Origin of the sequence: Pseudomonas sp. S09G 359, assembly GCF_002843605.1 — a bacterium.
Taxonomy (GTDB): Bacteria; Pseudomonadota; Gammaproteobacteria; order Pseudomonadales; family Pseudomonadaceae; genus Aquipseudomonas.
In genome coordinates, this window is the sequence record NZ_CP025263.1 from 2,099,139 (window position 1) to 2,118,711 (window position 19,573).

20 protein-coding genes are annotated in these 19,573 nt (G+C 62.0%); 4 read left to right on the top strand and 16 right to left on the bottom strand.

Going from position 1 to position 19,573, the window contains the following annotated elements; genetic code table 11:
- The first annotated feature begins 93 nt into the window (after positions 1-93).
- Positions 94-1,056, top strand: coding sequence for a zinc-binding dehydrogenase (locus tag CXQ82_RS09635; protein WP_101268249.1), 963 nt, complete (start codon positions 94-96; stop codon positions 1,054-1,056).
- Between the two features lie 137 nt (positions 1,057-1,193).
- On the opposite strand, the gene CXQ82_RS09640 is transcribed toward CXQ82_RS09635, so the two are convergent.
- The 6 genes from CXQ82_RS09640 to CXQ82_RS09665 form a co-directional block, all read right to left on the bottom strand.
- Positions 1,194-1,847, bottom strand: coding sequence for an HAD family phosphatase (locus tag CXQ82_RS09640; protein WP_101268251.1), 654 nt, complete (start codon positions 1,845-1,847; stop codon positions 1,194-1,196).
- A gap of 29 nt (positions 1,848-1,876) precedes the next feature.
- Positions 1,877-2,866: an ABC transporter ATP-binding protein gene (locus tag CXQ82_RS09645; protein WP_003172971.1), complete on the bottom strand. Its 990-nt coding sequence runs from the start codon at positions 2,864-2,866 to the stop codon at positions 1,877-1,879.
- Entirely contained in the window at positions 2,863-3,663 is an 801-nt protein-coding gene (locus CXQ82_RS09650; protein ID WP_101268253.1) for an ABC transporter permease, read from the bottom strand. Before CXQ82_RS09650 ends, CXQ82_RS09645 begins: the two co-directional genes overlap by 4 nt.
- Positions 3,650-4,486 carry an ABC transporter permease subunit gene (locus CXQ82_RS09655; protein ID WP_163034664.1) on the bottom strand — a complete coding sequence of 279 codons (837 nt, stop codon included), beginning with the start codon at positions 4,484-4,486 and terminating at the stop codon, positions 3,650-3,652. The genes CXQ82_RS09650 and CXQ82_RS09655 overlap by 14 nt, the downstream gene beginning before the upstream one ends.
- Positions 4,487-4,491: 5 nt before the next feature.
- On the bottom strand, positions 4,492-5,298 hold the full coding sequence (locus CXQ82_RS09660) for an alkaline phosphatase family protein (RefSeq protein ID WP_101268257.1): 807 nt from the start codon (positions 5,296-5,298) through the stop codon (positions 4,492-4,494).
- A gap of 190 nt (positions 5,299-5,488) precedes the next feature.
- Positions 5,489-6,565 carry an ABC transporter substrate-binding protein gene (locus tag CXQ82_RS09665; RefSeq protein WP_101268259.1) on the bottom strand — a complete coding sequence of 359 codons (1,077 nt, stop codon included), beginning with the start codon at positions 6,563-6,565 and terminating at the stop codon, positions 5,489-5,491.
- A 351-nt stretch (positions 6,566-6,916) separates the two neighbouring features.
- On the opposite strand from CXQ82_RS09665, the gene CXQ82_RS09670 reads away from it, so the two are divergent.
- Positions 6,917-7,630, top strand: a complete 714-nt coding sequence (locus CXQ82_RS09670) for a UTRA domain-containing protein (protein WP_101268261.1) — start codon at positions 6,917-6,919, stop codon at positions 7,628-7,630.
- A 249-nt stretch (positions 7,631-7,879) separates the two neighbouring features.
- Here the strand turns inward: CXQ82_RS09670 and CXQ82_RS09675 are convergent, their stop codons facing one another.
- From CXQ82_RS09675 to CXQ82_RS09710, 8 genes are read right to left on the bottom strand one after another with little or no spacing between them, the layout of a single operon-like run.
- The gene (locus tag CXQ82_RS09675; protein ID WP_101268263.1) at positions 7,880-8,842 is read right to left on the bottom strand and encodes a metal ABC transporter solute-binding protein, Zn/Mn family; all 963 of its coding nucleotides are present in this window, start codon (positions 8,840-8,842) and stop codon (positions 7,880-7,882) included.
- Positions 8,842-9,741, bottom strand: coding sequence for a metal ABC transporter permease (locus CXQ82_RS09680; protein WP_101268265.1), 900 nt, complete (start codon positions 9,739-9,741; stop codon positions 8,842-8,844). The genes CXQ82_RS09675 and CXQ82_RS09680 overlap by 1 nt, the downstream gene beginning before the upstream one ends.
- Positions 9,738-10,484: a metal ABC transporter ATP-binding protein gene (locus CXQ82_RS09685; protein ID WP_101268267.1), complete on the bottom strand. Its 747-nt coding sequence runs from the start codon at positions 10,482-10,484 to the stop codon at positions 9,738-9,740. The genes CXQ82_RS09680 and CXQ82_RS09685 overlap by 4 nt, the downstream gene beginning before the upstream one ends.
- Positions 10,481-11,401: a metal ABC transporter substrate-binding protein gene (locus CXQ82_RS09690; RefSeq protein WP_101268269.1), complete on the bottom strand. Its 921-nt coding sequence runs from the start codon at positions 11,399-11,401 to the stop codon at positions 10,481-10,483. Before CXQ82_RS09690 ends, CXQ82_RS09685 begins: the two co-directional genes overlap by 4 nt.
- Before the next feature lie 19 nt (positions 11,402-11,420).
- Positions 11,421-11,981 carry a DUF6162 family protein gene (locus CXQ82_RS09695; RefSeq protein ID WP_101268271.1) on the bottom strand — a complete coding sequence of 187 codons (561 nt, stop codon included), beginning with the start codon at positions 11,979-11,981 and terminating at the stop codon, positions 11,421-11,423.
- Positions 11,978-12,301, bottom strand: coding sequence for a hypothetical protein (locus tag CXQ82_RS09700; protein WP_101268273.1), 324 nt, complete (start codon positions 12,299-12,301; stop codon positions 11,978-11,980). Before CXQ82_RS09700 ends, CXQ82_RS09695 begins: the two co-directional genes overlap by 4 nt.
- Positions 12,298-12,837 (bottom strand): thiamine pyrophosphate-binding protein, encoded by a 540-nt coding sequence (locus tag CXQ82_RS09705; RefSeq protein ID WP_101268275.1) that lies wholly within the window; start codon positions 12,835-12,837, stop codon positions 12,298-12,300. The genes CXQ82_RS09700 and CXQ82_RS09705 overlap by 4 nt, the downstream gene beginning before the upstream one ends.
- Entirely contained in the window at positions 12,834-14,036 is a 1,203-nt protein-coding gene (locus CXQ82_RS09710; RefSeq protein ID WP_101268277.1) for a PepSY domain-containing protein, read from the bottom strand. The genes CXQ82_RS09705 and CXQ82_RS09710 overlap by 4 nt, the downstream gene beginning before the upstream one ends.
- Positions 14,037-14,309: 273 nt before the next feature.
- Here CXQ82_RS09710 and leuC point away from each other — a divergent pair, with 273 nt between their 5' ends.
- Together leuC and leuD are read left to right on the top strand one after the other, a co-directional pair.
- Positions 14,310-15,728, top strand: coding sequence for a 3-isopropylmalate dehydratase large subunit (gene leuC / locus CXQ82_RS09715; RefSeq protein ID WP_101268279.1), 1,419 nt, complete (start codon positions 14,310-14,312; stop codon positions 15,726-15,728).
- Entirely contained in the window at positions 15,725-16,339 is a 615-nt protein-coding gene (gene leuD / locus CXQ82_RS09720; RefSeq protein ID WP_101268281.1) for a 3-isopropylmalate dehydratase small subunit, read from the top strand. The genes leuC and leuD overlap by 4 nt, the downstream gene beginning before the upstream one ends.
- An 841-nt stretch (positions 16,340-17,180) precedes the next feature.
- Here leuD and CXQ82_RS09725 read toward each other — a convergent pair.
- Together CXQ82_RS09725 and CXQ82_RS09730 are read right to left on the bottom strand one after the other, a co-directional pair.
- On the bottom strand, positions 17,181-18,095 hold the full coding sequence (locus CXQ82_RS09725) for a LysR substrate-binding domain-containing protein (protein ID WP_177409894.1): 915 nt from the start codon (positions 18,093-18,095) through the stop codon (positions 17,181-17,183).
- Between the two features lie 77 nt (positions 18,096-18,172).
- Complete coding sequence (locus CXQ82_RS09730; RefSeq protein WP_101268285.1) at positions 18,173-19,477, bottom strand: dicarboxylate/amino acid:cation symporter; 1,305 nt, start codon at positions 19,475-19,477, stop codon at positions 18,173-18,175.
- Between the last annotated feature and the right edge of the window lie 96 nt (positions 19,478-19,573).

The window sequence follows — 19,573 nt, forward strand, 5'->3', positions numbered from 1 at the left end:
TTGAGGGAGCCGGTTCCATATGGTCCGGTCGCATAATGCAAAAAGCCCGGCGCTACAGCTTCGGGCTCAGTCCAGACTCACTATGGAGGCACTGTGAAAGCATTGCAAGGCGTTGAAGGTCATGTGGAGTGGCTGGAAGAGCCAAGTCCTACCTGCGATGTAGGCCAAGTTCGCATTCGAGTGGCGGCGGCGGGCCTCAACCGCGCCGATTTATTGCAGCGGGCGGGGCTCTATCCGCCGCCGCCGGGTGCCAGCCCTGTGCTGGGCCTGGAGTGTTCCGGGGTGATAAGCGAAGTCGGTGCGGGCTCGTCCTGGCAGGTAGGTGACCGCGTTTGCGCACTGCTGGCCGGCGGCGGCATGGCCGAAGAAGTGGTGGTGGATGCCCGTCACGTGCTGGCGGTGCCGGACGGGTTGTCGCTGGTCGAAGCGGCGGCATTGCCTGAGGTGTACAGCACCGCATGGCTCAACCTGTTCCAGCTGGCGGGCCTCAAGCCCGGTGAGAAAGTCTTGCTGCATGCCGGCGCCAGTGGCGTCGGCTCGGCCGCAGTCCAGCTGTGCAAGGCGTTTGGCAGCCCGTGCTGGGTCAGCGTCGGCTCGGCGGAGCGCCTGGCCTACTGCGAAGCCTTGGGCGCCCAGGGCGGGGTGGTACGTACCGACGGCATCGAAGGGCTGCGGGATTTCGGGCCGTTCGATGTGATCCTCGACCCGGTGGGCGGCAACTATGCGGCGCTGGACCTCAAGCTGCTGGCCCTGGACGGTCGCTGGGTGTTGATCGGCCTGATGGGTGGCCGCGAGGCACAACTGGACCTGGCCCAGGTGCTGGGCAAGCGTATTCAGTTGCTGGGCTCGACCCTGCGCAGCCGCAGTGATCAGTTCAAGGCCGACCTGTTGAGTGATTTGAGCCAACACGTATGGCCGTTGTTTGTTGAGGGCCGCTTGCGCCCGCAGTTGGCCAAGACCTTCCCGATCAAGGACGCCGAGGCGGCGTTTGAAGCGCTGGCGACTAATCAGATTTCCGGGAAGTTGGTGTTGGTGATTGACGAAAGCCTGGCCTGATTTCGAGTTGCAATACGGTCAATGTGGGAGGGGGCTTGCCCCCGATGGCGGTGTGTCAGATGAAATATTCTTCACTGAAACACCGCCATCGGGGGCAAGCCCCCTCCCACATTTGATTGCATTTCAACCCAGGAGAGTCAGATCCAGTGGTGGATTGGCCAGCCAGCCTTTTCTGCATGCTCGCGCAACACCGGGTCCGGGTTCACCACTTGCGGGTGATCTACCTTGAGCAGCAACGGCAAATCATTGCGCGAATCCGAATAAAAATACGCCCCTTCCAGGCTTTCACCTTCCTGCTCCAACCATTCCAGCAACCGCGTGATCTTGCCCTCGCGATAAGTCAGTACACCCACGGTACGGCCGCTGTACACGCCATGGCTGACCTCCAGATCGATCCCCAGCACTTCATCAATACCGATACGCGCCGCGATCGGCGTCACCAGGTGCGTGCCCGAAGCGGAAATCACCAGGACCCGGTCGCCATTCGCGCGGTGGCGGGCGATGGTCTTGGTGGCGTCGCTGTAGATCAATGGCTCGATGATGTCCTCGACCCAAGGCTCCACCAGGTGGTCGATTTCTTCCGGGGTGCGGCCGATCATCGGCTCCAGGCTGAAGTCCATGAAGTCTTCCATGGCCAGCTCGCCTCGGCTGTAGGCGGCCATCAGCTCGTCGTTGCGGCGCATGAACGACTCGGGGTCGACCCAGCCCAGGCGGCCCATCTGCTCGCTCCACAGGGTGGCGCAGTCGCCGTGGATCAAGGTGTCGTCCAGATCAAAAATTACCAATGCCATCCGTTACGCTCTCTGATTGAATCGTTGCGTCAGGCTACTTCACACAGCGCACTCGGGTCGATGGAAAGTGCCAGGCGCTGGCCGTCGGGGTGCAGGTCGTCCGCCGAGCGGTTGAGTACGTCCACCACCAGTTCCACGCCACGGGCTTCGATGCGGTAGCGGATCACGTTGCCCAACAGGCTGTGGCTGCGCACCAGGGCGTCGAGTTCGCCGCTGCGGCTCAGCTCGATGGCCTCCGGGCGAATCGCGATGCGCCCGCTGATCGGCCGTTGCAGCAGTTGGCTGGCCTTGTCGGCATCCAGCAGGTTGTAGTTGCCGATAAACCCGGCGGCGAACACATCCACCGGCGCGGTGTAGAGGGTTTCGGCGTCACCGCTCTGTACGATCTTGCCCTGGTTCATCAGGAAGATGCGGTCCGACATGGTCAGCGCTTCCTCCTGGTCGTGGGTCACGAAAATCGTGGTCAGCCCCAACTCGCGCTGGATCTGGCGGATCTGTTCGCGCAGGTGCTTGCGAATCCGCGCATCCAGCGCCGACAACGGCTCATCCAGCAGCAACAGGCGCGGGCGGGTCACCAGGGAGCGGGCGAGGGCCACGCGCTGGCACTGGCCGCCGGACATCTGGTGCGGGTAGCGCCCGGCCAGGTCCTTGAGTTCCACCAGTTGCAGCACTTCCTGTACGCGCTTGTGGCTGTCATCGGCGTTGACCTTTTGCATGCGCAGGCCGAAGGCGACGTTCTGTTCCACGGTCATGTTGGGGAACAGTGCATAGCTCTGGAACACCATGCCGATATTTCGTTTCTGTGGGCTCAGCGGGACGATGTCCTGCCCATCCAGAAGAATTTTCCCACTGTCCACCGAGGTCAGCCCGGCGATGCAGCGCAGCAAGGTTGACTTGCCGCAACCGGACGGACCGAGCAGGGTGACGAACTCGCCCTTGGCGATCTCACAGTTGATATCACTGAACACCGGTGTGCCGGCGTAGCCTTTTTGCAGGTGTTGGACGCTGACGAAGCTCATTGGCTTTTGTCCTTGTTCAAGATATTGGCGGCCCAGGTCAGCACCAGCACAAAGAAGAAATAGGAGATGACCACGGCACTGGTGAAGTGGCCGCTGCTGTTGCGCATGTTGTTGAGGTACACCTGCAGGGTCTCGTAGCGGGTGCCCACGAGGATGTTGGCGAACACGAACTCGCCGAACAGGAACGAGAACGACAGCAGCAGCGCCACCATCAGGCCTTTGCGCAGGTTCGGCAGCACCACGAAAATGGCCGCCTGCCAGGTGCTGGCGCCGAGCAGTTGCGAGGCGTCCATCAGGTCACGCAGGTTGATCGCTTGCAGGTTGTTGGTGATCGCGCGGTACATGAACGGCAGCGCGACGGTGAAGTAGCAACCGATCAGGATCCACGGCGTGCCTACCATCGCCAGTGGCCCGGAGCCGTAGAGTTGCAGCAGGCCCACCGACGACACCACCGGCGGCACCGCAAAGGGCAGCAGGATCAGGATGTTCATCAGCGCATCCAGCTTGGGGAAGTGGTAATGCACCACAAACAGCAGCGGCAGAATCAGCACCACCGACAGCACCAGCGCGCCGACGCACACCAGCAGCGACTGCCCGAACGCCATCAGAAAGCGTGGGTCGCTCCACAGCTGCACGTACCATTTCACGGTAAAGCCGGCGGGCAGGATGGTTGCTGACCAACTGCTGGCAATGGAGTAGACGAAGGTACCGATCAGCGGCAACACCAGGATCGCAAACAGCAGGTACACCACCACGCGGTGGTAGAGGGAGGCCGGGCCGGCTTCAGCGCGAGACATGGTAGCTCCTCTTGAGCAGCAGTTGATGGACCACGGTGACTACGGTCATCAGCGCCACCAGCACCACGGCCAGGGCGCTGGCCATGTTCGGGTCGAGTGACACGTCACCGGAGACCAGGCCCGCGATACGGATCGGCAGCACGTTGAAGTTGCCGGTGGTCAAGGCATACACCGTGGCGTAGGCGCCGAGGGCATTGGCCAGCAGGATTACAAAAGTACCCAGCAGTGCCGGCGTGAGCACCGGCAGGCCGATATGCCGCCAGAACTGCCAGCCATTTGCGCCGAGCAACGCCGCGGATTCGCGCCAATCTTCGCGCAGCGCATCAAAGGCCGGGTACAGCAGCAGCACGCCGAGGGGAATCTGGAAGTAGGTGTAGAGGATGATCAAGCCGGTTTTGGAGTACAGGTTGAAATCCTGGATGATCCCCGCCTGCTTGAGCATGATGGTGATGCTGCCGTTGAACCCCAGCAAAATGATGAACGCGAAGGCCAGGGGCACGCCGGCAAAGTTACTGGTCATGTTGGCGAAGGCGGTGACGAAGTTGCGCAGCGGCGAATCCACCCGGCGCAGCGAGTAACTGCCCAGCGTGGCGATGATGATGCCGAAGATGCTGGAGTAGAAACTGATCTCCAGGCTGAACTGGATCGCCTGCAGGTAGAACTTCGAGCTGAAGATGCGGGTGAAATTATCCAGGCCCCAGCCGGATTCTTCGGTTTGCAGGCTGTTGATCAGCACCCATACCAGCGGGGCGATTTCGAACACGATAAAGAACAGTGCGAAGGGCACCAGGCATAGCAGCGCCAGCCATTTGCCGCGCGTCATGGCATTCACTTGAGCAGCTCCCGGCATACAGGTTTGTCGTGGGGTACACCCAACAGTTCGCAGATGGTGCCGCACAGCTCGGTCTGTTTCGGCGCGGCGTTGGCATCCAGGCTGAACGCATCGCCGAGCACAAACAGCGGCACTTCGCGCTCCTCCGGCAGCAGGCCGTTGTGGGAGCGGTCGTTGTTCATGCCGTGGTCGGCGGTCACCAATAGCTGGTAGCCGGCGTCGAGCCAGCCTTGCAGGTAGTCGGCCAGGATGATGTCGGCCGAGCGTGCGCTGTTGCGGTATTGCGGGGTATCGAGGCCGTGCTTGTGGCCGGCGTCGTCGATATTCATCGGGTGCACCACCAGGAAGTCCGGCGCGTGCTTGAGCCGCAGGCTTTCGGCGTCGGCAAACAGGTGTGAATCCGGGTAATGGTCATTCCAATAGAAATGCCCGTGCTGGATCGCCAGCGCCTTGTCGTCGGTATGACGATCCCGGGCGGCGAGAAAGGGCGTGCGGTTATACAACTCGCTCACCCAGTGATAAGCCGCCGCTGCGGTGCTGAGGCCGGCGTCGGTGGCGTAATGGAAAATGCTGCGCTGGTTGGACAGGCGCGAGACGTTGTTGTGCACGATGCCGCTCTGGATCGGTGGCACGCCGGTGAGGATGCACTCATACAGCGGGCGGGACAGGGCGGGCAGTTCACATTCCAGTGTGTAGAGGGCTGCGCGTCCTGCGCCGACATAGGCCTGCAAGTGCCCCATGGCGTGCCTCGCAACCTCGAAATTCAGGCCGTCGAGCACGACAAGGATGACAGTGTGCTTCATGGGGGCTGGCGCTCCGCAACAGAAGGTTTGACTCGGTATCAACTTGGAATGGGATCAAGTGTGGGAGGGGGCTTGCCCCCGATTACGGTGTGTCAGTGAGCGCATCTGTGACTGACTCACCGCTACCGGGCGCAAGCCCCCTCCCACAAAAGCCTCTTCCCACAGTGGATTTCCAATGTGGGAAACAGGCTTACTTCATTTCTACGATGACCTGCTCGTTCCACAGCTGCGGCAGCTTCTTGGACGTGGCTTCCCACGCATCGGCGTCCTTGATCGGCTGCGGGTTGGCCTTGGTGTACTGCTCGCCCGGAATCAGGTTCTTGGCGATATCAGCCGGCAGTTTCAAGTCGGTTTCAGCACGGATCGGACGCGCATTGCCCTTGGCCAGGTTGAGCTGGCCAGCATCGCTGAAGATGTATTCGCGGGTCAGCTTGGCGGCGTTCGGGTGCTTGGCGTATTTGTTGATGATGGTGGTGTAGCCGGATTTCACCGAGCCGTCCGACGGGATCAGCACCACGTAGTCATCCGGGTTGGCCATCTTGGCTTTGTAGCTCAGGCCGTTGAAATCCCAGACGATGCCCACTTCGACTTCGCCTTTTTCCATGGTGGCGATGGTCGGGTTGGACAGCGACAGACGACCTTGCTGGGCGATCTTGGTGAAGAACTGCAGGCCTGGGGCGATGTTTTTCTCGTCGCCTTTATTGGCAATGGCCGCTGCCAGTACCGCGTTGGAGGCTTGTGCCGCCGTGCTCACGTCACCGACCGAGACCTTGTATTTGCCGGTTTGCAGGTCCGCCCAGCTGTGGGGGATTTCGGAACCGTGCAGCAGCTTCTTGTTGACGATAAAGGCGATGGTGCCGGTGTAGGCCAGGGCCCAGTGACCGTCTTTGTCTTTTGCCCAATCCGGTACCGAAGCCCAGGTGGACGGTTTGTACGGCTGGGTGACTTCCTGTTTCACCGCAATCGGGCCGAAGGCCGCGCCCACGTCGCCGATATCGGCGCTGGCGTTGTCTTTTTCAGCCTTGAACTTGGCGATTTCCTGGGCCGAGCTCATGTCGGTGTCGATGTGCTTGAGGCCGTAGGTCTTGGCCAGGTCTTCCCAGGTGCCTTTCCAGTTGGCCCAGTCGTCGGGCATGCCGACACTGTTCACGGCGCCTTCAGACTTGGCGGCAGCTTCAAGGGTTTTTAGATCGGTATCAGCAGCCATGGCGGCGGTGCACATGGCAATGGTCGAGCCTAACAGTGATGCCAGGAAAAGCTGTTTCATCCGAAGCTCCTTTGGGCGTGTTCAACGCTGCGTTTTTGTGAACGATTGCGGTGGTGTTGGTCTAGGTCAGCAATACCTGAGCCAATCTAGGCTGGATGGATGACAGTTTCATGTCGATGTCGTTTTTAAAGCGCTTATGTCGCTCGTCGCAGAGTTAGCGTAGACCATGCTCAAGTGCCCGCAGTGTCTGGACTTGGCCGATGTATTGCAGGGTGTGCTGCGGGGGCTCGACACGGACTGTCATCTGTCGGTCATCTGTAATGCCTAGGCTGGCACGCAATAGTAGAAGCCCGAATACAGCGCGTTTTGTGCACCTGAACGGTGCTGGACTAGTCCAGATAGGTAACGTTGATGCGTGATGAGGCAATCAAGGCGGTAACCTCCATCGGCCTGGCGCTGCAAGAGCAGATCGACCATGGCCTGCTGCCGCCTGCCAGTAAACTGCCGGCCGAGCGCAAGCTCAGCGAGTTGTTTGGTACCACTCGAATTACGGTGCGGGAAGCCTTGTTACAACTGGAGGCCCAAGGTCAGATTTATCGCGAGGAGCGCCGTGGCTGGTTTGTTTCGCCGCCACGGCTGGCCTACAACCTGATGCAGCGTAGCCACTTTCACGCGATGGTCACCGACCAGGGGCGGGTGGCGTCTACCGAAGTGATCTCGGCGCGGCTGCAGCCGGCGTCGGCGGCAGTGTGTGCGTGGTTGCAACTGCCGGCGTTGTCCAGTGTGATCCAGATTTGCCGGGGCCGGCGGATCGATGGGCGGCTGGTGCTGTATGTGGAGCACTACCTGAACCCGCAGTATTTCCCGGGGATTCTTGAGTGTGATCTAAATCAGTCGATGACGGAGTTGTATGCGCGCAAATACGATGTGCATTACGGGCGTGTACGGTTCGAAATTGTCCCGACCTCACTGCCGGTTGAAGCCGCCGCCGCGTTGCGCGTGTCGGTGGGCAGCCCAGGCTTGCGCATCGCCCGGGTCAACTATGACCAGCACCAGCGCTTGATCGACTGCGACCTGGAGTTCTGGCGGCATGATGCGATTCATGTGGGCGTGGATGTGGTGTAGCCCTGGGTTAGTGAGCTCAATGTGGCGAGCGGCTTTTTGTGGCAAGCGGGCTTGTGTGATAAGAGGGCTTTGGTGGCGAGCGGGCTTGCCCGCGTTGGGCTGCGAAGCAGCCCCAAAACCTGTCAGCGAGGTCTTTTTGAAGAAATGCGGTGAGTTGGATTGGGGCCGCTGCGCAGCCCAACGCGGGCAAGCCCGCTCGCCACAAAAGCTCGCTCATCACATAAGCCTGCTCTCCACACAAGCGCTGTTTCAGCGCGCGAGGGTTTTGAGCACCTGATCCACATTGCTTTCCAGCTCGGTCACCGGCTCTGCACCGTCGACGTTCAGCACCAGCAGTTTCGAGCCGCCTGCAGTGACAGCCGCTTTCACCGCCTCGCTCGGCTGACGATGGTGCAGCACCACCGCCACGTCGTTGTCCTTCAGCTCGGCACTGAGTTTGTGTAACGCTTCAGGCGTCCAATCCGCGTCTGGTCGTGCATCGGTGCTGACCACTTCCAGGTTCAAGCTGCTGACCAGATAAGCGAAGTGATCGCTCAAGCTGACCACACTGAGGTTATCCGCCTTGGCCAGCTGTGCTTCGCTGTCGGCGCTGAGCTTGAGCAGGCGTTGTTTGAGGGCGGCCAGGTTGGCGTCGATCTTTGGCTTGGCGCCCGGGGCCAGGCGGCTCAGGTCGGCGGCGAGTACATCGGCCATGCGCCCCATGTTGTTGCTCGATTGCCAGGGCTGGCTGTTCAACCCATCGGTGACGCCGGGTTGCACGGCAATACCCGGCAGGCCGCCGTCCACCGGGCGTGCGGCGTCGATTTCGACGATACGGATATTGCTGCGTCGAGCCACCGGGTACAGCGGGTCGTCCGCCCACAACGAGCGTAGGCCGATGGCGGCGTCGGCGTCCTGGGCCAGTGTACTCAGCGCCGGGGCGCCACGGCCGGTGAAATATGACACTTGGCGCGAGCCCGGCAGGTTGGCCGGTGCGGCGCGTTCGAGGTGTACGTCGGTGCCTTTGAGCAGCACGGCTGCCAGGCCGTAGGTGATCGGCAGCGAGGCCAGCACTTTGACCGGTTTCACGGTTTTGGCCTGGCTCAACGCAGCATGACCGAGACCATTGCTGGCGACGAAATCCCGGGGTTGGAAGCCATCCACGGCAGCCAGCGCCGAAGTACTGATCAAACAAGCGATGGCCAAGGCCAGTGGGCGAAAAACAGGGCGCATTATCCAAGATTCCCTTTGAGGCTGGGCACCGTGCCGCGCGCGATGGCGGCAAAGGCGAAGGCGATACCGGCGACCAGAATAATGGCGGCGCCGGACGGGATAGGCAGGTCGAAGATGATCGGCAGCAGGATGCCGCACAGGGTGCTGACGGTGGCGATCACCACTGAAATCCAGAAGAAACCCTTCAGTGACTGGCTCAGCAGGCGTGCCGCGGCCGCCGGAATCACCAGCAACGCGCCGACCAGGATCGCGCCGATCACCTTGACTGCCGCCACGGTGATCAGCGTCACCAGGATCACGAACAGATAATCCAGGGTCTTCACCGCCACCCCGCGCACCGCCGCCAGTTGCGGGTTGAAGCTGGCGAGCATGATGCGGTTGTACAGCGGCAGCGCCAGGGCCATCACCAGCGATCCGACAATCGCCAGCACCAGCAGGTCGTTGCCGTTGACCGTCAGCACCGAGCCGAACAGCACGTTTTCGAGGATATGCACGTTGATCTTGCCCGCCAGGATCAGCAGCAGGCTTGCGCCCAACGCCAGGGATACCGACAGGAACACGCCGATCAAGGTGTCCGGCGCCAACCCTGTGCGGTTGCGTAGGTAGTTGAGCAGGATGCCGAACAACAGGCAGTAGCCGAACAGGCTGCCGTAAGGCCCCGTGTAGGGCTCCCCGAGCAGGATGCCCACGGCCACGCCGGTCAGCGCGGCATGGCCGACCGCTTCGGAGAAAAACGCAAAGCGCTTGACCACCACCAGCGTACCCAGGCCACCCAGCACCGGGCCGATCAGCAAGCCGGCGAGCAGGGCATTGACCACAAAACCGTAGGCCAGGGCTTCCGGCAGGTAACCGGAAGAGGCCCAGCCCTGGACCATCAAGCGAAACGCTTCGTAACTCATTGCGCCGCGCTCCTAGGGTGGGTGGAAAACAGTGTCAGCAGGCGGTCCGGGGTCAGCGCCTCTTTCGGCGTGGCGTCGAACAGTATGCGGCGGTTCAGCCCGGTAACGCGGTCGGCCAGGCGGCCCACGGCTTCCAGGTCATGCTCGATCCACAGCACGGTAATTCCCGCCAGGCGCCAGGCATTGAGCAAGCGTTCGAACACCTGGATGCCGGCTTCATCGAGGGCCGACATCGGTTCATCCAGCACCAGCAGCTGTGGCGCCGGGATCAGGCCCTGGGCCAGCAGCACGCGCTGGCGTTCGCCGCCAGACAGCGCGCCCATGCGCCGCTTGCGCTTGTCCTGCATGCCGACCCGTTCCAGGGCCTCGCCAATGGCGCCGGCGTAGTGTTTGGACAGCCCGAGAAACGCCGGGCGCCGCTGGCACATGGCGGCCATGAAGTCATCGACGGTCATCGGCAAACCACGGTCGAACTCCAGCGCCTGGGGCAGATAGCCGATGGTGCCGGGGGTGTTCGGCCATTGCAGGCTCAATTGGCCCTGGTGCGGCGTTTGCCCCAGCAGGGTCTTGATCAGCGAGCTTTTGCCACCGCCGTTGGGGCCGACCAGGGCATGGATGCTGCCCGGCTGAACCTGGAAGCTCACGCTATCAAGGATCATCGTGCGGCCGAGGGTCAGCGACACCTTGTCGAAGTCGAGGGTGGGGCCGACGCTGGCGACCTTCAGTTGCTCGGCTGCGGTCATGCGCCCGACTCCTGAATGGCCCGGACCACGGTGTTGAGGTTGCCGGTCATTTCCACTTCGTACTTTTCAGCGCTGTATTCGCCGTAGGAAATATGCGAAAGCGGGTACAGCTTGACCCCGGACTCACGCTGGATGGTGTCGACGTAGGTGGACGGGAAGTCCATCTCCGAGAAGATCACCTTCACATCCAGTGCACGCAGTTCATCGATGGTTTTCTTCAGTTGGCTGGGGCTCGGCTCGATACCGTGCGCGGGTTCGACCACGGCCGTGACTTCCAGGCCGAACTCGCGCAACAGGTAGTCGTAGGCCGCGTGCACGGTGGCCACGCGCAGGTCCGGGTTGGGTGCGCTGGTGAGCTTGGCCAGGGCGTCGGCGCGCATCTGGCGCAGGCGTTTGCCGTAGGCGCGGGCGTTCTGGGTGTAGGTCTTGGCATTGTCCGGGTCAAGCTTGCCCAGCTCGCGGGCGATGTTATTGACCTGGGCAATCGACGCGCTGATCGACAGGAAGGTGTGCGGGTTGACCACCTTGCCGGCACCGCGCGCGGCATTGCCGGTGGCAGCCAGCAACGGCACGTTGGCGTTGGCTTCGATCACCGGGATATCCGGGCGCTCGCTGGTGGCGATCATGCGGTCGGCGAAATCGTCATGGCCGACGCCATTGAGCACGATCACGTCGAGGCTGCCGATGCGCTTGATATCTTCGGCGCGCGGCTCGTAGGCGTGGGGGTTGAAACCGGCCGGGATCAACGGCACTACTTCGGCCTTGTCGCCGACGATATTCGCCACGTAGCTGTAGTACGGGTGCAAGGTGATGCCGATGCGCAGGCGTTTGGCCGCGTCGGCGTTCGCCAGTGGAGCGAGCATCAGGCTGAGTAAACTGACCAGCAACAGGCGCAACAGGGGAGATGAAATAGACATGGGCAATCGGTCTTCTCGTTCAGTGACGGTGCTGGCGGGTAACGCCGGCATCGAATTGCGCGACCACCTGCTGCCAGCCGGCTGCGATCAGCGCCTGGTCAGTGAGGTCGGAGGGGGCGGCCAGGTTGGCTTGGCGGTTGAGCCAGATATCCGGCTCGGTACCCTGCACCCGCATCAGCAGTGAACCGCTGGTGGCCGGTGCCTGGCTCAAGCCCAGGTAGGCCGAGGGCGCGAGCAACTGCCAGCGATGGTCGCCACGGCTGACCGAACTGGCGTCCTGGGCGAAGGGCGCAAAGCCTTCTTCGGCCAGTTGCGCAGGGGTTGGCAGGGCGTTCTGCTCTTGCTGCAGCAGGTGGATTTCATCCAGGGTCACCCGCAGGTCGGCGTAGATGCCTTGCTCGGCAGCGCTGAGGTCGCGGCGGGCGTCCAGTTGGTGGCTGGGTACGGCGGCCACCTCCTGGGATTCACCATGCAGCGCCACCACCGTACCGGCCACCGCGAGGATGATCAGGCACAACAGCAGGACGTAGAGGGTTTCATGGCCGGCACCGGCGGGGCGTACAACCTGTGTGGTACTCATTGCGGCTGGATATCCGCTTGGTCGATTTCCACCACGTGGCCGGGGCCGGCATCAAACAGTACATAAAACTCGGCCGCGGGCTTCTTGAAGGTCAAGGTCGAGTCCTCACCCAGCTTGCCGGGCATCAGGATGGTTTCGTCGTAGCCGATCACATCCAGGGTCACGCCGGGCGCGCCGCTGCCATCGGAGAAGCCGCCTTTGCACTGGATCTGCTCGCCGGGGATTTCCTTGCACTCGCACATCGGGTTGTGGGCAAAGGCGATGCTGCTGAAACCGGCGCAAAGCAGCAGCGCGGCACGGGTCAGTCGCTTGAAAGTCATGGTTTAACTCCTTGCTTGTTCAGCCAGGCAATGGTGGCAGGCGAGGCCTGGCTCAGCGGGATGGAACCCTGGTGCATCGTGCCGTCCCAGCCTTCCATGGTCACCCACAGTTCAGCGTCGGCCGGCGTGCGCTCCGGCACGGGCAGGGCAGCGCCCATGCGGTACGGCGTGCCGAAGAAGATCACCCCGGCAGCGCGCAGGCTGCGCGGTTTGCCGATGCGCAGGTAGGTGGCCTTGACCTGTTCGGCGCAGGTGTTGCACAGCGCGGCGTTGAAGAATTTCATCGGGCCGGCGGGGTCGGGGCGCGGGCCTTCGTTGCGGAACTCGGCGAGCGTCAGGCTCCAGGGCCCGACCTGCACCTCACCGGCCACGCGCTCGCCGATGCCGGTGTCACCGCGAAACAGCGCTGCGTCGGCAAAGTACTTGGGCATGAAGCCCAGGGGCACCAACAACAGCAGCACATTGATATGGAAGCGCCATTTCAGCCAGAAGGCTCGCAGCGGCGACGGTGGTGGAGCGGCAGTGACCTTGCTCATGGGTTGGCCTCCGAGGTTTCAGCCTGCAACGCTTGAACGGGCGCGGATTGACGTGGCGCCTTGTTGCTGCGCTTGAGGGCGTTGAGGGTGGCCAGGGCGGTGCGCTTGGTCCAGATCAGCAGGCCGCTCAATACCATCATGCTCAGCACCAGGCCGAAGAACGCCCAGATCAGCTTGATCCAGAGGCCACCGAAGTCGCCGGTATGCAGGGGGCGCATGGATTCAGTAACGAATTCCAATGCGGTGCGGTCGGACAGCAGGTGAGCCGAGGCCACTTCACCGTCATACGGGTTGATTTGCGCGGTCTGGAACATCAACGGGTACCAACCGCGCCCACCGATCCGCAGGTGACTGTAGGCATTGAGGGGCATGCTGACGAAACTGGCTTCCAGGCCCGGGATGCGCTGGGTGGCGATTTCAATCGCTTTATCCACCGGGATCATGGGCGCCGGCACGCCTGGCGCAGACGTCGGTACGTGCTCTCGAGCGATGACCGGGACGACGGGCTCGCTGGAGATCGAAATCTGGTTGTCCGCCAGGATCGCCTGGATCAGGAACCAGGTGCCGGTGATGGAGATCACCGCGATAAACCAGATCGACCAGATACCGCTCAGGCGGTGGAAGTCACCCCAGAAGATCCGCGCGCCGTGGCGGATACGCAGGGTCGGCTTGAGAAAGCCCTTCCAGAAACGCTTGTACACCACCAGCCCGGTGACGAGTGAGGCCAGCAACGGCAGGCCGAGCAGCGACACCAGGTACCAGCCCCAACTGAAGCCATTGGTGAACGGCACCAGCCACCAGCCATGCAGGGCCCGGGTGAATTGCTGGAAGTCGAAGGACGGGCTGATGCCCTGGATCACCCCGGTGTACGGGTTGACGTAGACCTCTACGGTGCGACCGTCTGGGTAGCTGAGGTCGACACTCAGAGCAAAGTGCGACTCATCCGGGCGGCTGAGGGTACGTACGATCACCTGCGGTTCGGCGCGCTTGATGGCGCCGATCACCTGGTCGTAGCTCAGCGGTTCGGCCTCGTCCGACGGCTTGCTCGCGCGGATATCCGGGTTGGCCAGCCAGACGATTTCCTGGCTGACCACCGCCAGCGTGCCGGTAATGCAAACGATCAGTACAAAGAACCAGATGGGCAATGCCAACCAGCTGTGTACGAGAAACCAGAGTTTGGAGCGTGACTTCTTCGACATGTGAATGAGGGTCTTGATCGGAGGGGGCGTTGGAGGCCCGGAAAAGGCCAGTCGTAGCTTTTGCTGACGCGACAGGCTGTATCTAAGTTAAGACGGATGAGAATCGCAAAACCCTAAGGCGAACTTGAAAGCAAATGTTTCAGGTTCACAGTCACGCGTGCGTGGCGCCTGGATCGAACACGAAACATGTTCCAAGCCATCACCCAGGTGCCATTGATAGGGCAGGGCGGCTGCGTAGGATGGGCCCATACCGTTGAGTGAGCCCCAAAGAAAATGACTGCCAGAACCCTCTACGACAAACACATCGATTCCCACACGGTGTGCCCCCTGGATGACCAGGGCCATGTCCTGCTTTATATAGACCGCCAGGTGATCAACGAATACACCAGCCCCCAGGCGTTCAGTGGCCTGCGCGAGGCCGGTCGGGGCGTATGGCGCCCGGGCACGGCACTGGCCGTGGTCGACCATGTAAACCCCACCACCCCCAAACGCATTGCGGCGATGCCCGATGCGGGCGGCGCGCGGCAGGTGTCGTACCTGGCGGAAAACTGCCGGGACTTCGGCATCGAGTTGCTGGATATCCTCGACAAACGCCAAGGCATCGAACATGTGATCGCCCCGGAACAGGGCTTTATCCTGCCGGGCATGGTGATCGCCGCCGGTGACAGCCACACCACCACTTACGGTGCCCTGGGCGCATTCGGCTTTGGTATCGGCACCTCGGAAATCGAACACCTGCTGGCGTCCCAGACCCTGGTCTACAAGCGCCTGAAGACGATGCGGGTGACGGTGGCGGGCACGTTGGCCCCCGGCCTTACGTCCAAGGACGTGATCATGGCGCTGATCGGCAAGATGGGCGCGTCCGGCGCCACGGGCTTTGCCATCGAGTTTCGCGGTTCCACCATCGACGCATTGAGCGTCGAAGCGCGCATGACCATCTGCAATATGGCGGTGGAAGCCGGCGCGCGTGGTGCGTTCATGGCGCCCGACGAAAAAGTCTTCGCCTACCTCAAGGGCAAGCCCCGCGCGCCCGAGGGTGAGCTGTGGGAGCAGGCCCTGGTGAGCTGGCGCCAATTGCACACGGATGCAGGCGCGGTGTTCGACCAGGAAGTTCAGCTCGACGCTACCACCCTGGAACCCATGGTCACCTGGGGCACCAGCCCCGACCAGGCCGCGCCCATCGGCGCGCGTGTGCCCGACCCGCAGGACGTCAGCGACCTGATCCTGCGCCAGGACATGCGTCGCGCCCTCAATTACATGGGCCTGCAAGCCGGTATGCCGCTGAGCGATATCGTCATCAGCCACGCGTTTATCGGTTCTTGCACCAACGCACGCATCGAAGACCTGCGCGACGCCGCCAGTGTAGTACGCGGTAAACACGTGGCTGAGCACGTACGGGCGATGATCGTGCCGGGTTCCACCGAAGTGCGTGACCAGGCCGAAGCCGAAGGGCTGGCGGCGATTTTTATCGATGCCGGTTTCGAATGGCGCCAGTCGGGCTGCTCGATGTGCCTGGCGATGAACGACGACGTGCTGGCCCCCGGTGACCGCTGCGCCTCCAGCACCAACCGCAATTTCGAAGGCCGCCAGGGCGCCGGTGCCCGCACCCACCTGATGAGCCCGGCGATGGTCGCCGCGGCCGCCATCACCGGCCGCCTCACCGATATCCGCCACTTTGGAGACCGCCCATGAGCCTGCAACCCTTCACCCTGGTGACCGGCAAGGCCGCGCCGATGCTGGCGGCGAATATCGACACCGACGTGATCATGCCCAAGCAGTTTCTCAAGGGCATTGACCGCAGTGGCCTGGACCGTGGGTTGTTTTTCGACCTGCGCTTCTTGCCGAACGGCCAGCCCAACCCCGAATTCGTGTTGAACCAGCCCGCCTGGCAGGGTGCGAGCTTTATGGTGGTGGGCCCCAACTTCGGCTGTGGCTCCAGCCGTGAACACGCGGTGTGGGGCCTGAAGCAAATGGGCATTCGCGCGCTGATCGGCAGCAGCTTTGCGGGGATTTTTTATGACAATTGCCAGCGTAACGGGGTGCTGTTGATCACCTTGGACGAGGCGGTATTGCAAGGCCTTGGCCAGACCGTCAGCCAGGCGGACCAGGCGCAGATCAGTGTCGACCTCGAAGCCCAACAGATTCGCCTGGCGGATGGCCAAGTGATCCCCTTCCAGATCGACACCTTACGCAAGACCGCGCTGCTGCTGGGCCTGGATGCGATTGGCAGCACGTTGCAGCGCAGTGATGAAATCAAAGACTTCGAGCTCCGGCACCTCAAAGCCAACCCCTGGCTCAACTGACCCACTGCAAAACAACATGTGGGAGGGGGCTTGCCCCTGATAGCGGTGTATCAGCCATGCACTCGGCGACTGACACACCCTCATCGGGGGCAAGCCCCCTCCCACAGGTTTGATTGGGTTTGCAGGGCCAGATCGACAGGCATCTGAGCTGCAACACCTACAAGCCAACCCTTGGCTCAACTGACCCACTGCAAAACAAAATGTGGGAGGGGGCTTGCCCCCGATAGCGGTGTATCAGCCATGCACTCGGTGACTGACACACCCTCATCGGGAGCAAGCCCCCTCCCACAGGTTTGATTGGGTTTGCAGGGCCAGATCGACAGGCATTCGAGCTGCAACACCTACAAGCCAACCCTTGGCTCAACTCACCCACTGCAAAACAAAATGTGGGAGGGGGCTTGCCCCCGATAGCGGTGTATCAGCCATGCACTCGGTGACTGACACACCCTCATCGGGAGCAAGCCCCCTCCCACATTTTTGATTGGGTTTGCAGGGCAAGATCGACAGGCATTCGAGCTGCAACACCTACGAGCCAACCCTTGGCTCAACTGACCCACTGCAAAACAAAATGTGGGAGGGGGCTTGCCCCCGATAGCGGTGTATCAGCCATGCACTCGGCGACTGACACACCCTCATCGGGGGCAAGCCCCCTCCCACAGGTTTGATTGGGTTTGCAGGGCCAGATCGACAGGCATTCGAGCTGCAACACTTACAAGCCAACCCTTGGCTCAACTGACCCACTGCAAAACAAAAGGTGGGAGGGGGCTTGCCCCCGATAGCGGTGTATCAGCCATGCACTCGGTGACTGACACCTCCCACAGGTTTGATTGGGTTTGCACAGTTAGATAGACAACCCTTTGAAATGCTCCTGCAAGAACTCCACACACGCCCTGAGCTTCCCGGAGTACGCCAACCGCGTTGGGTACACCGCCCACACGTTGGCGCTCTGGGTATAGTCGTGCAGCACCTGCACCAGCTTGCCCTGTTCCAGCAGCGGCTTCACATCCCACATCGAGCGCAACAGCACGCCGCGGCCGTCCAGTGCCCACTGCAACACAATCTCGCCATTGTTCGACGAGAGGGGCCCGCGCACGCGCACGTTTTCCTGGGCGCCATTGCGCTCCAGGTTCCAGATGCCAAAGGCGTTATCACGTTCCTTGAGCACCAGGCAGTCGTGTTGCTCCAGTTCGCTCAGTTGTTGCGGTGTACCCCGGCGTTGCAGGTACGCCGGCGCGGCGCATAACACTCGGCGATTGCTCACCAGGCGCCGGCCGATATGTTGGCCGGGGATGTCGTCGCCGACGCGGATCTCCAGGTCGAACCCTTCGCTGACGATATCCACCACACGGTCGAACAGGTCCAGGCGGATTTCCAGGTCCGGGTACTGCTCGGCCAGCAAGGACAAGGCCGGCGCCACATGGTTGCGGCCAAAGCCGAAACTGCTGCACAAGTGCAGGCGGCCACGGGGGCTGTCGTGGGCGTCGGAGAGTTCATCGGACAGTTGCTGGAAGTCTTCCAGGATGCGCACGGCCCAGCGCTGCACCCGCTCACCGTCTTCGGTGAGGGCGATACGCCGGCTGGTGCGATGCAGCAGGCGGGTGGCCAGGGTGGTTTCGAGGATCTGGATGCGCTTGCTCACGTAGGCCGGGGACAACCCCAGCTCATCGGCGGCGGCCGCGAAGCCGGCCTTGCGGATCACGGTCAGGAATACGCGCAGGTCTTCGGGTAGGGGCACGGTATCTTTCTTATTAGTCATCAGAAACAGGCGTGGCGGCAGGTGCTGTCAGAATAGCACCGGTTGGGTGTGCATCCGGCACACCCAGGTGTGGGCGCTTATTGCGCAGCGATCTTGGCCTGCGCCGCAGCCCGCGCATGGCGGCCACGCTTGAGGGCGATGGGGGCCATTTTTTCGCGGTCCAGCTCACCTTCCCACGCGGCCACCACCAGTGCCGCCACGGCGTTGCCGATGATATTGGTCAGCGAGCGGCATTCGGCCATGAAGCGGTCGACGCCGAGGATCAGCACCATCGCCGCCACCGGCACCGTCGGCACCACCGCCAGGCTGGCGGCCAGCGCCACAAAACCCGCGCCCACCACGGCACCGGCGCCTTTGGAGGTGAGCATGGCCACGGCCAGCAGGGTCAGTGGTTGCTCCAGGGGCAGGTGGATATTGGTCGCCTGGGCCAGGAACAGCACCGCCAGGGTCATATAGATATTGGTGCCGTCCAGGTTGAAGGTATAGCCGGTCGGCACCACGATGCCCACCACGCCCTTGGAGGCGCCGAGGCTTTCGAGTTTCTGGATCAGTTGCGGCAGCGCCGACTCCGACGAACTGGTGCCAAGCACGATCAGTAGCTCCGATTTGATATAGCCCATCAACTTGAAAATGCTGAAACCGGCGTAACGCGCGATGCTGCCCAGCACCACGGCAATGAAGAAGAACGCGGTGATATAGAAGGTGCCCACCAGTTTCAGCAGCGGCAGCAACGAGCCCACGCCGTACTTGCCGATGGTGAAGGCGATGGCGCCGAAGGCACCGATGGGGGCCACGCGGCTGATGATGCCGACGATGCGGAAAAACACCTCGCTGGCCTGGTTGATCACGCCCACCAGCGGCCGGGCCTTTTCGCCGGCCATCACCAGGCCGACACCAAACAGCACGGAGACAAACAGCACGGGCAGGATCTCGCCCTTGGAGAACGCATCAAAAAATGTCGTAGGGATCACGTGCAGCAGGAAGCCGGTGATGCCTTCGCCATGTTCGGCCTGGCCGACAAAACCGGCGATGGCCGAGCTGTCGAGGGTTTTCACATCGATATTGAAGCCGACGCCCGGGTGCAGCAGGTGCGCGGCCAGAATGCCGATCAGCAGGGCGATGGTGGAGACGATTTCAAAATACAGCAGCGCCTTGCCGCCAACCCGGCCCACCTGTTTCACGTCGTGCATGCTGGTGATGCCGGACACCACCGTGCAGAAGATGATCGGGCCGATGATCATCTTGATCAGCTTGATAAACCCGTCGCCCAAGGGCTTGAGGTCGACGCCGATCTGCGGCCAGACGTGGCCGATCAACACGCCCATCGCGATAGCGATGAGCACCTGGATATACAGGGTTCCCAGCAGTTTTCTGATTGTCATTTTTATTATCTCGATGCATGCGTTTGGATAAAAAGCTTGGGCAAGGCGAAGCCGTCGCAGGCATTTGCAGCCTGCGAGGCGGGTCTTTCGGGTTAC

What these genes read in the sequence shown, in the direction of transcription:
- CXQ82_RS09640 (WP_101268251.1), bottom strand. Translation starts at nt 1,847, where the DNA reads ATGGCATTGGTAATTTTTGATCTGGACGACACCTTGATCCACGGCGAC.
- CXQ82_RS09645 (WP_003172971.1), bottom strand. Translation starts at nt 2,866, where the DNA reads ATGAGCTTCGTCAGCGTCCAACACCTGCAAAAAGGCTACGCCGGCACA.
- CXQ82_RS09650 (WP_101268253.1), bottom strand. Translation starts at nt 3,663, where the DNA reads ATGTCTCGCGCTGAAGCCGGCCCGGCCTCCCTCTACCACCGCGTGGTG.
- CXQ82_RS09655 (WP_163034664.1), bottom strand. Translation starts at nt 4,486, where the DNA reads ATGACGCGCGGCAAATGGCTGGCGCTGCTATGCCTGGTGCCCTTCGCA.
- CXQ82_RS09660 (WP_101268257.1), bottom strand. Translation starts at nt 5,298, where the DNA reads ATGAAGCACACTGTCATCCTTGTCGTGCTCGACGGCCTGAATTTCGAG.
- CXQ82_RS09665 (WP_101268259.1), bottom strand. Translation starts at nt 6,565, where the DNA reads ATGAAACAGCTTTTCCTGGCATCACTGTTAGGCTCGACCATTGCCATG.
- CXQ82_RS09670 (WP_101268261.1), top strand. Translation starts at nt 6,917, where the DNA reads ATGCGTGATGAGGCAATCAAGGCGGTAACCTCCATCGGCCTGGCGCTG.
- CXQ82_RS09675 (WP_101268263.1), bottom strand. Translation starts at nt 8,842, where the DNA reads ATGCGCCCTGTTTTTCGCCCACTGGCCTTGGCCATCGCTTGTTTGATC.
- CXQ82_RS09680 (WP_101268265.1), bottom strand. Translation starts at nt 9,741, where the DNA reads ATGAGTTACGAAGCGTTTCGCTTGATGGTCCAGGGCTGGGCCTCTTCC.
- CXQ82_RS09685 (WP_101268267.1), bottom strand. Translation starts at nt 10,484, where the DNA reads ATGACCGCAGCCGAGCAACTGAAGGTCGCCAGCGTCGGCCCCACCCTC.
- CXQ82_RS09690 (WP_101268269.1), bottom strand. Translation starts at nt 11,401, where the DNA reads ATGTCTATTTCATCTCCCCTGTTGCGCCTGTTGCTGGTCAGTTTACTC.
- CXQ82_RS09695 (WP_101268271.1), bottom strand. Translation starts at nt 11,981, where the DNA reads ATGAGTACCACACAGGTTGTACGCCCCGCCGGTGCCGGCCATGAAACC.
- CXQ82_RS09700 (WP_101268273.1), bottom strand. Translation starts at nt 12,301, where the DNA reads ATGACTTTCAAGCGACTGACCCGTGCCGCGCTGCTGCTTTGCGCCGGT.
- CXQ82_RS09705 (WP_101268275.1), bottom strand. Translation starts at nt 12,837, where the DNA reads ATGAGCAAGGTCACTGCCGCTCCACCACCGTCGCCGCTGCGAGCCTTC.
- CXQ82_RS09710 (WP_101268277.1), bottom strand. Translation starts at nt 14,036, where the DNA reads ATGTCGAAGAAGTCACGCTCCAAACTCTGGTTTCTCGTACACAGCTGG.
- leuC (WP_101268279.1), top strand. Translation starts at nt 14,310, where the DNA reads ATGACTGCCAGAACCCTCTACGACAAACACATCGATTCCCACACGGTG.
- leuD (WP_101268281.1), top strand. Translation starts at nt 15,725, where the DNA reads ATGAGCCTGCAACCCTTCACCCTGGTGACCGGCAAGGCCGCGCCGATG.
- CXQ82_RS09725 (WP_177409894.1), bottom strand. Translation starts at nt 18,095, where the DNA reads ATGACTAATAAGAAAGATACCGTGCCCCTACCCGAAGACCTGCGCGTA.
- CXQ82_RS09730 (WP_101268285.1), bottom strand. Translation starts at nt 19,477, where the DNA reads ATGACAATCAGAAAACTGCTGGGAACCCTGTATATCCAGGTGCTCATC.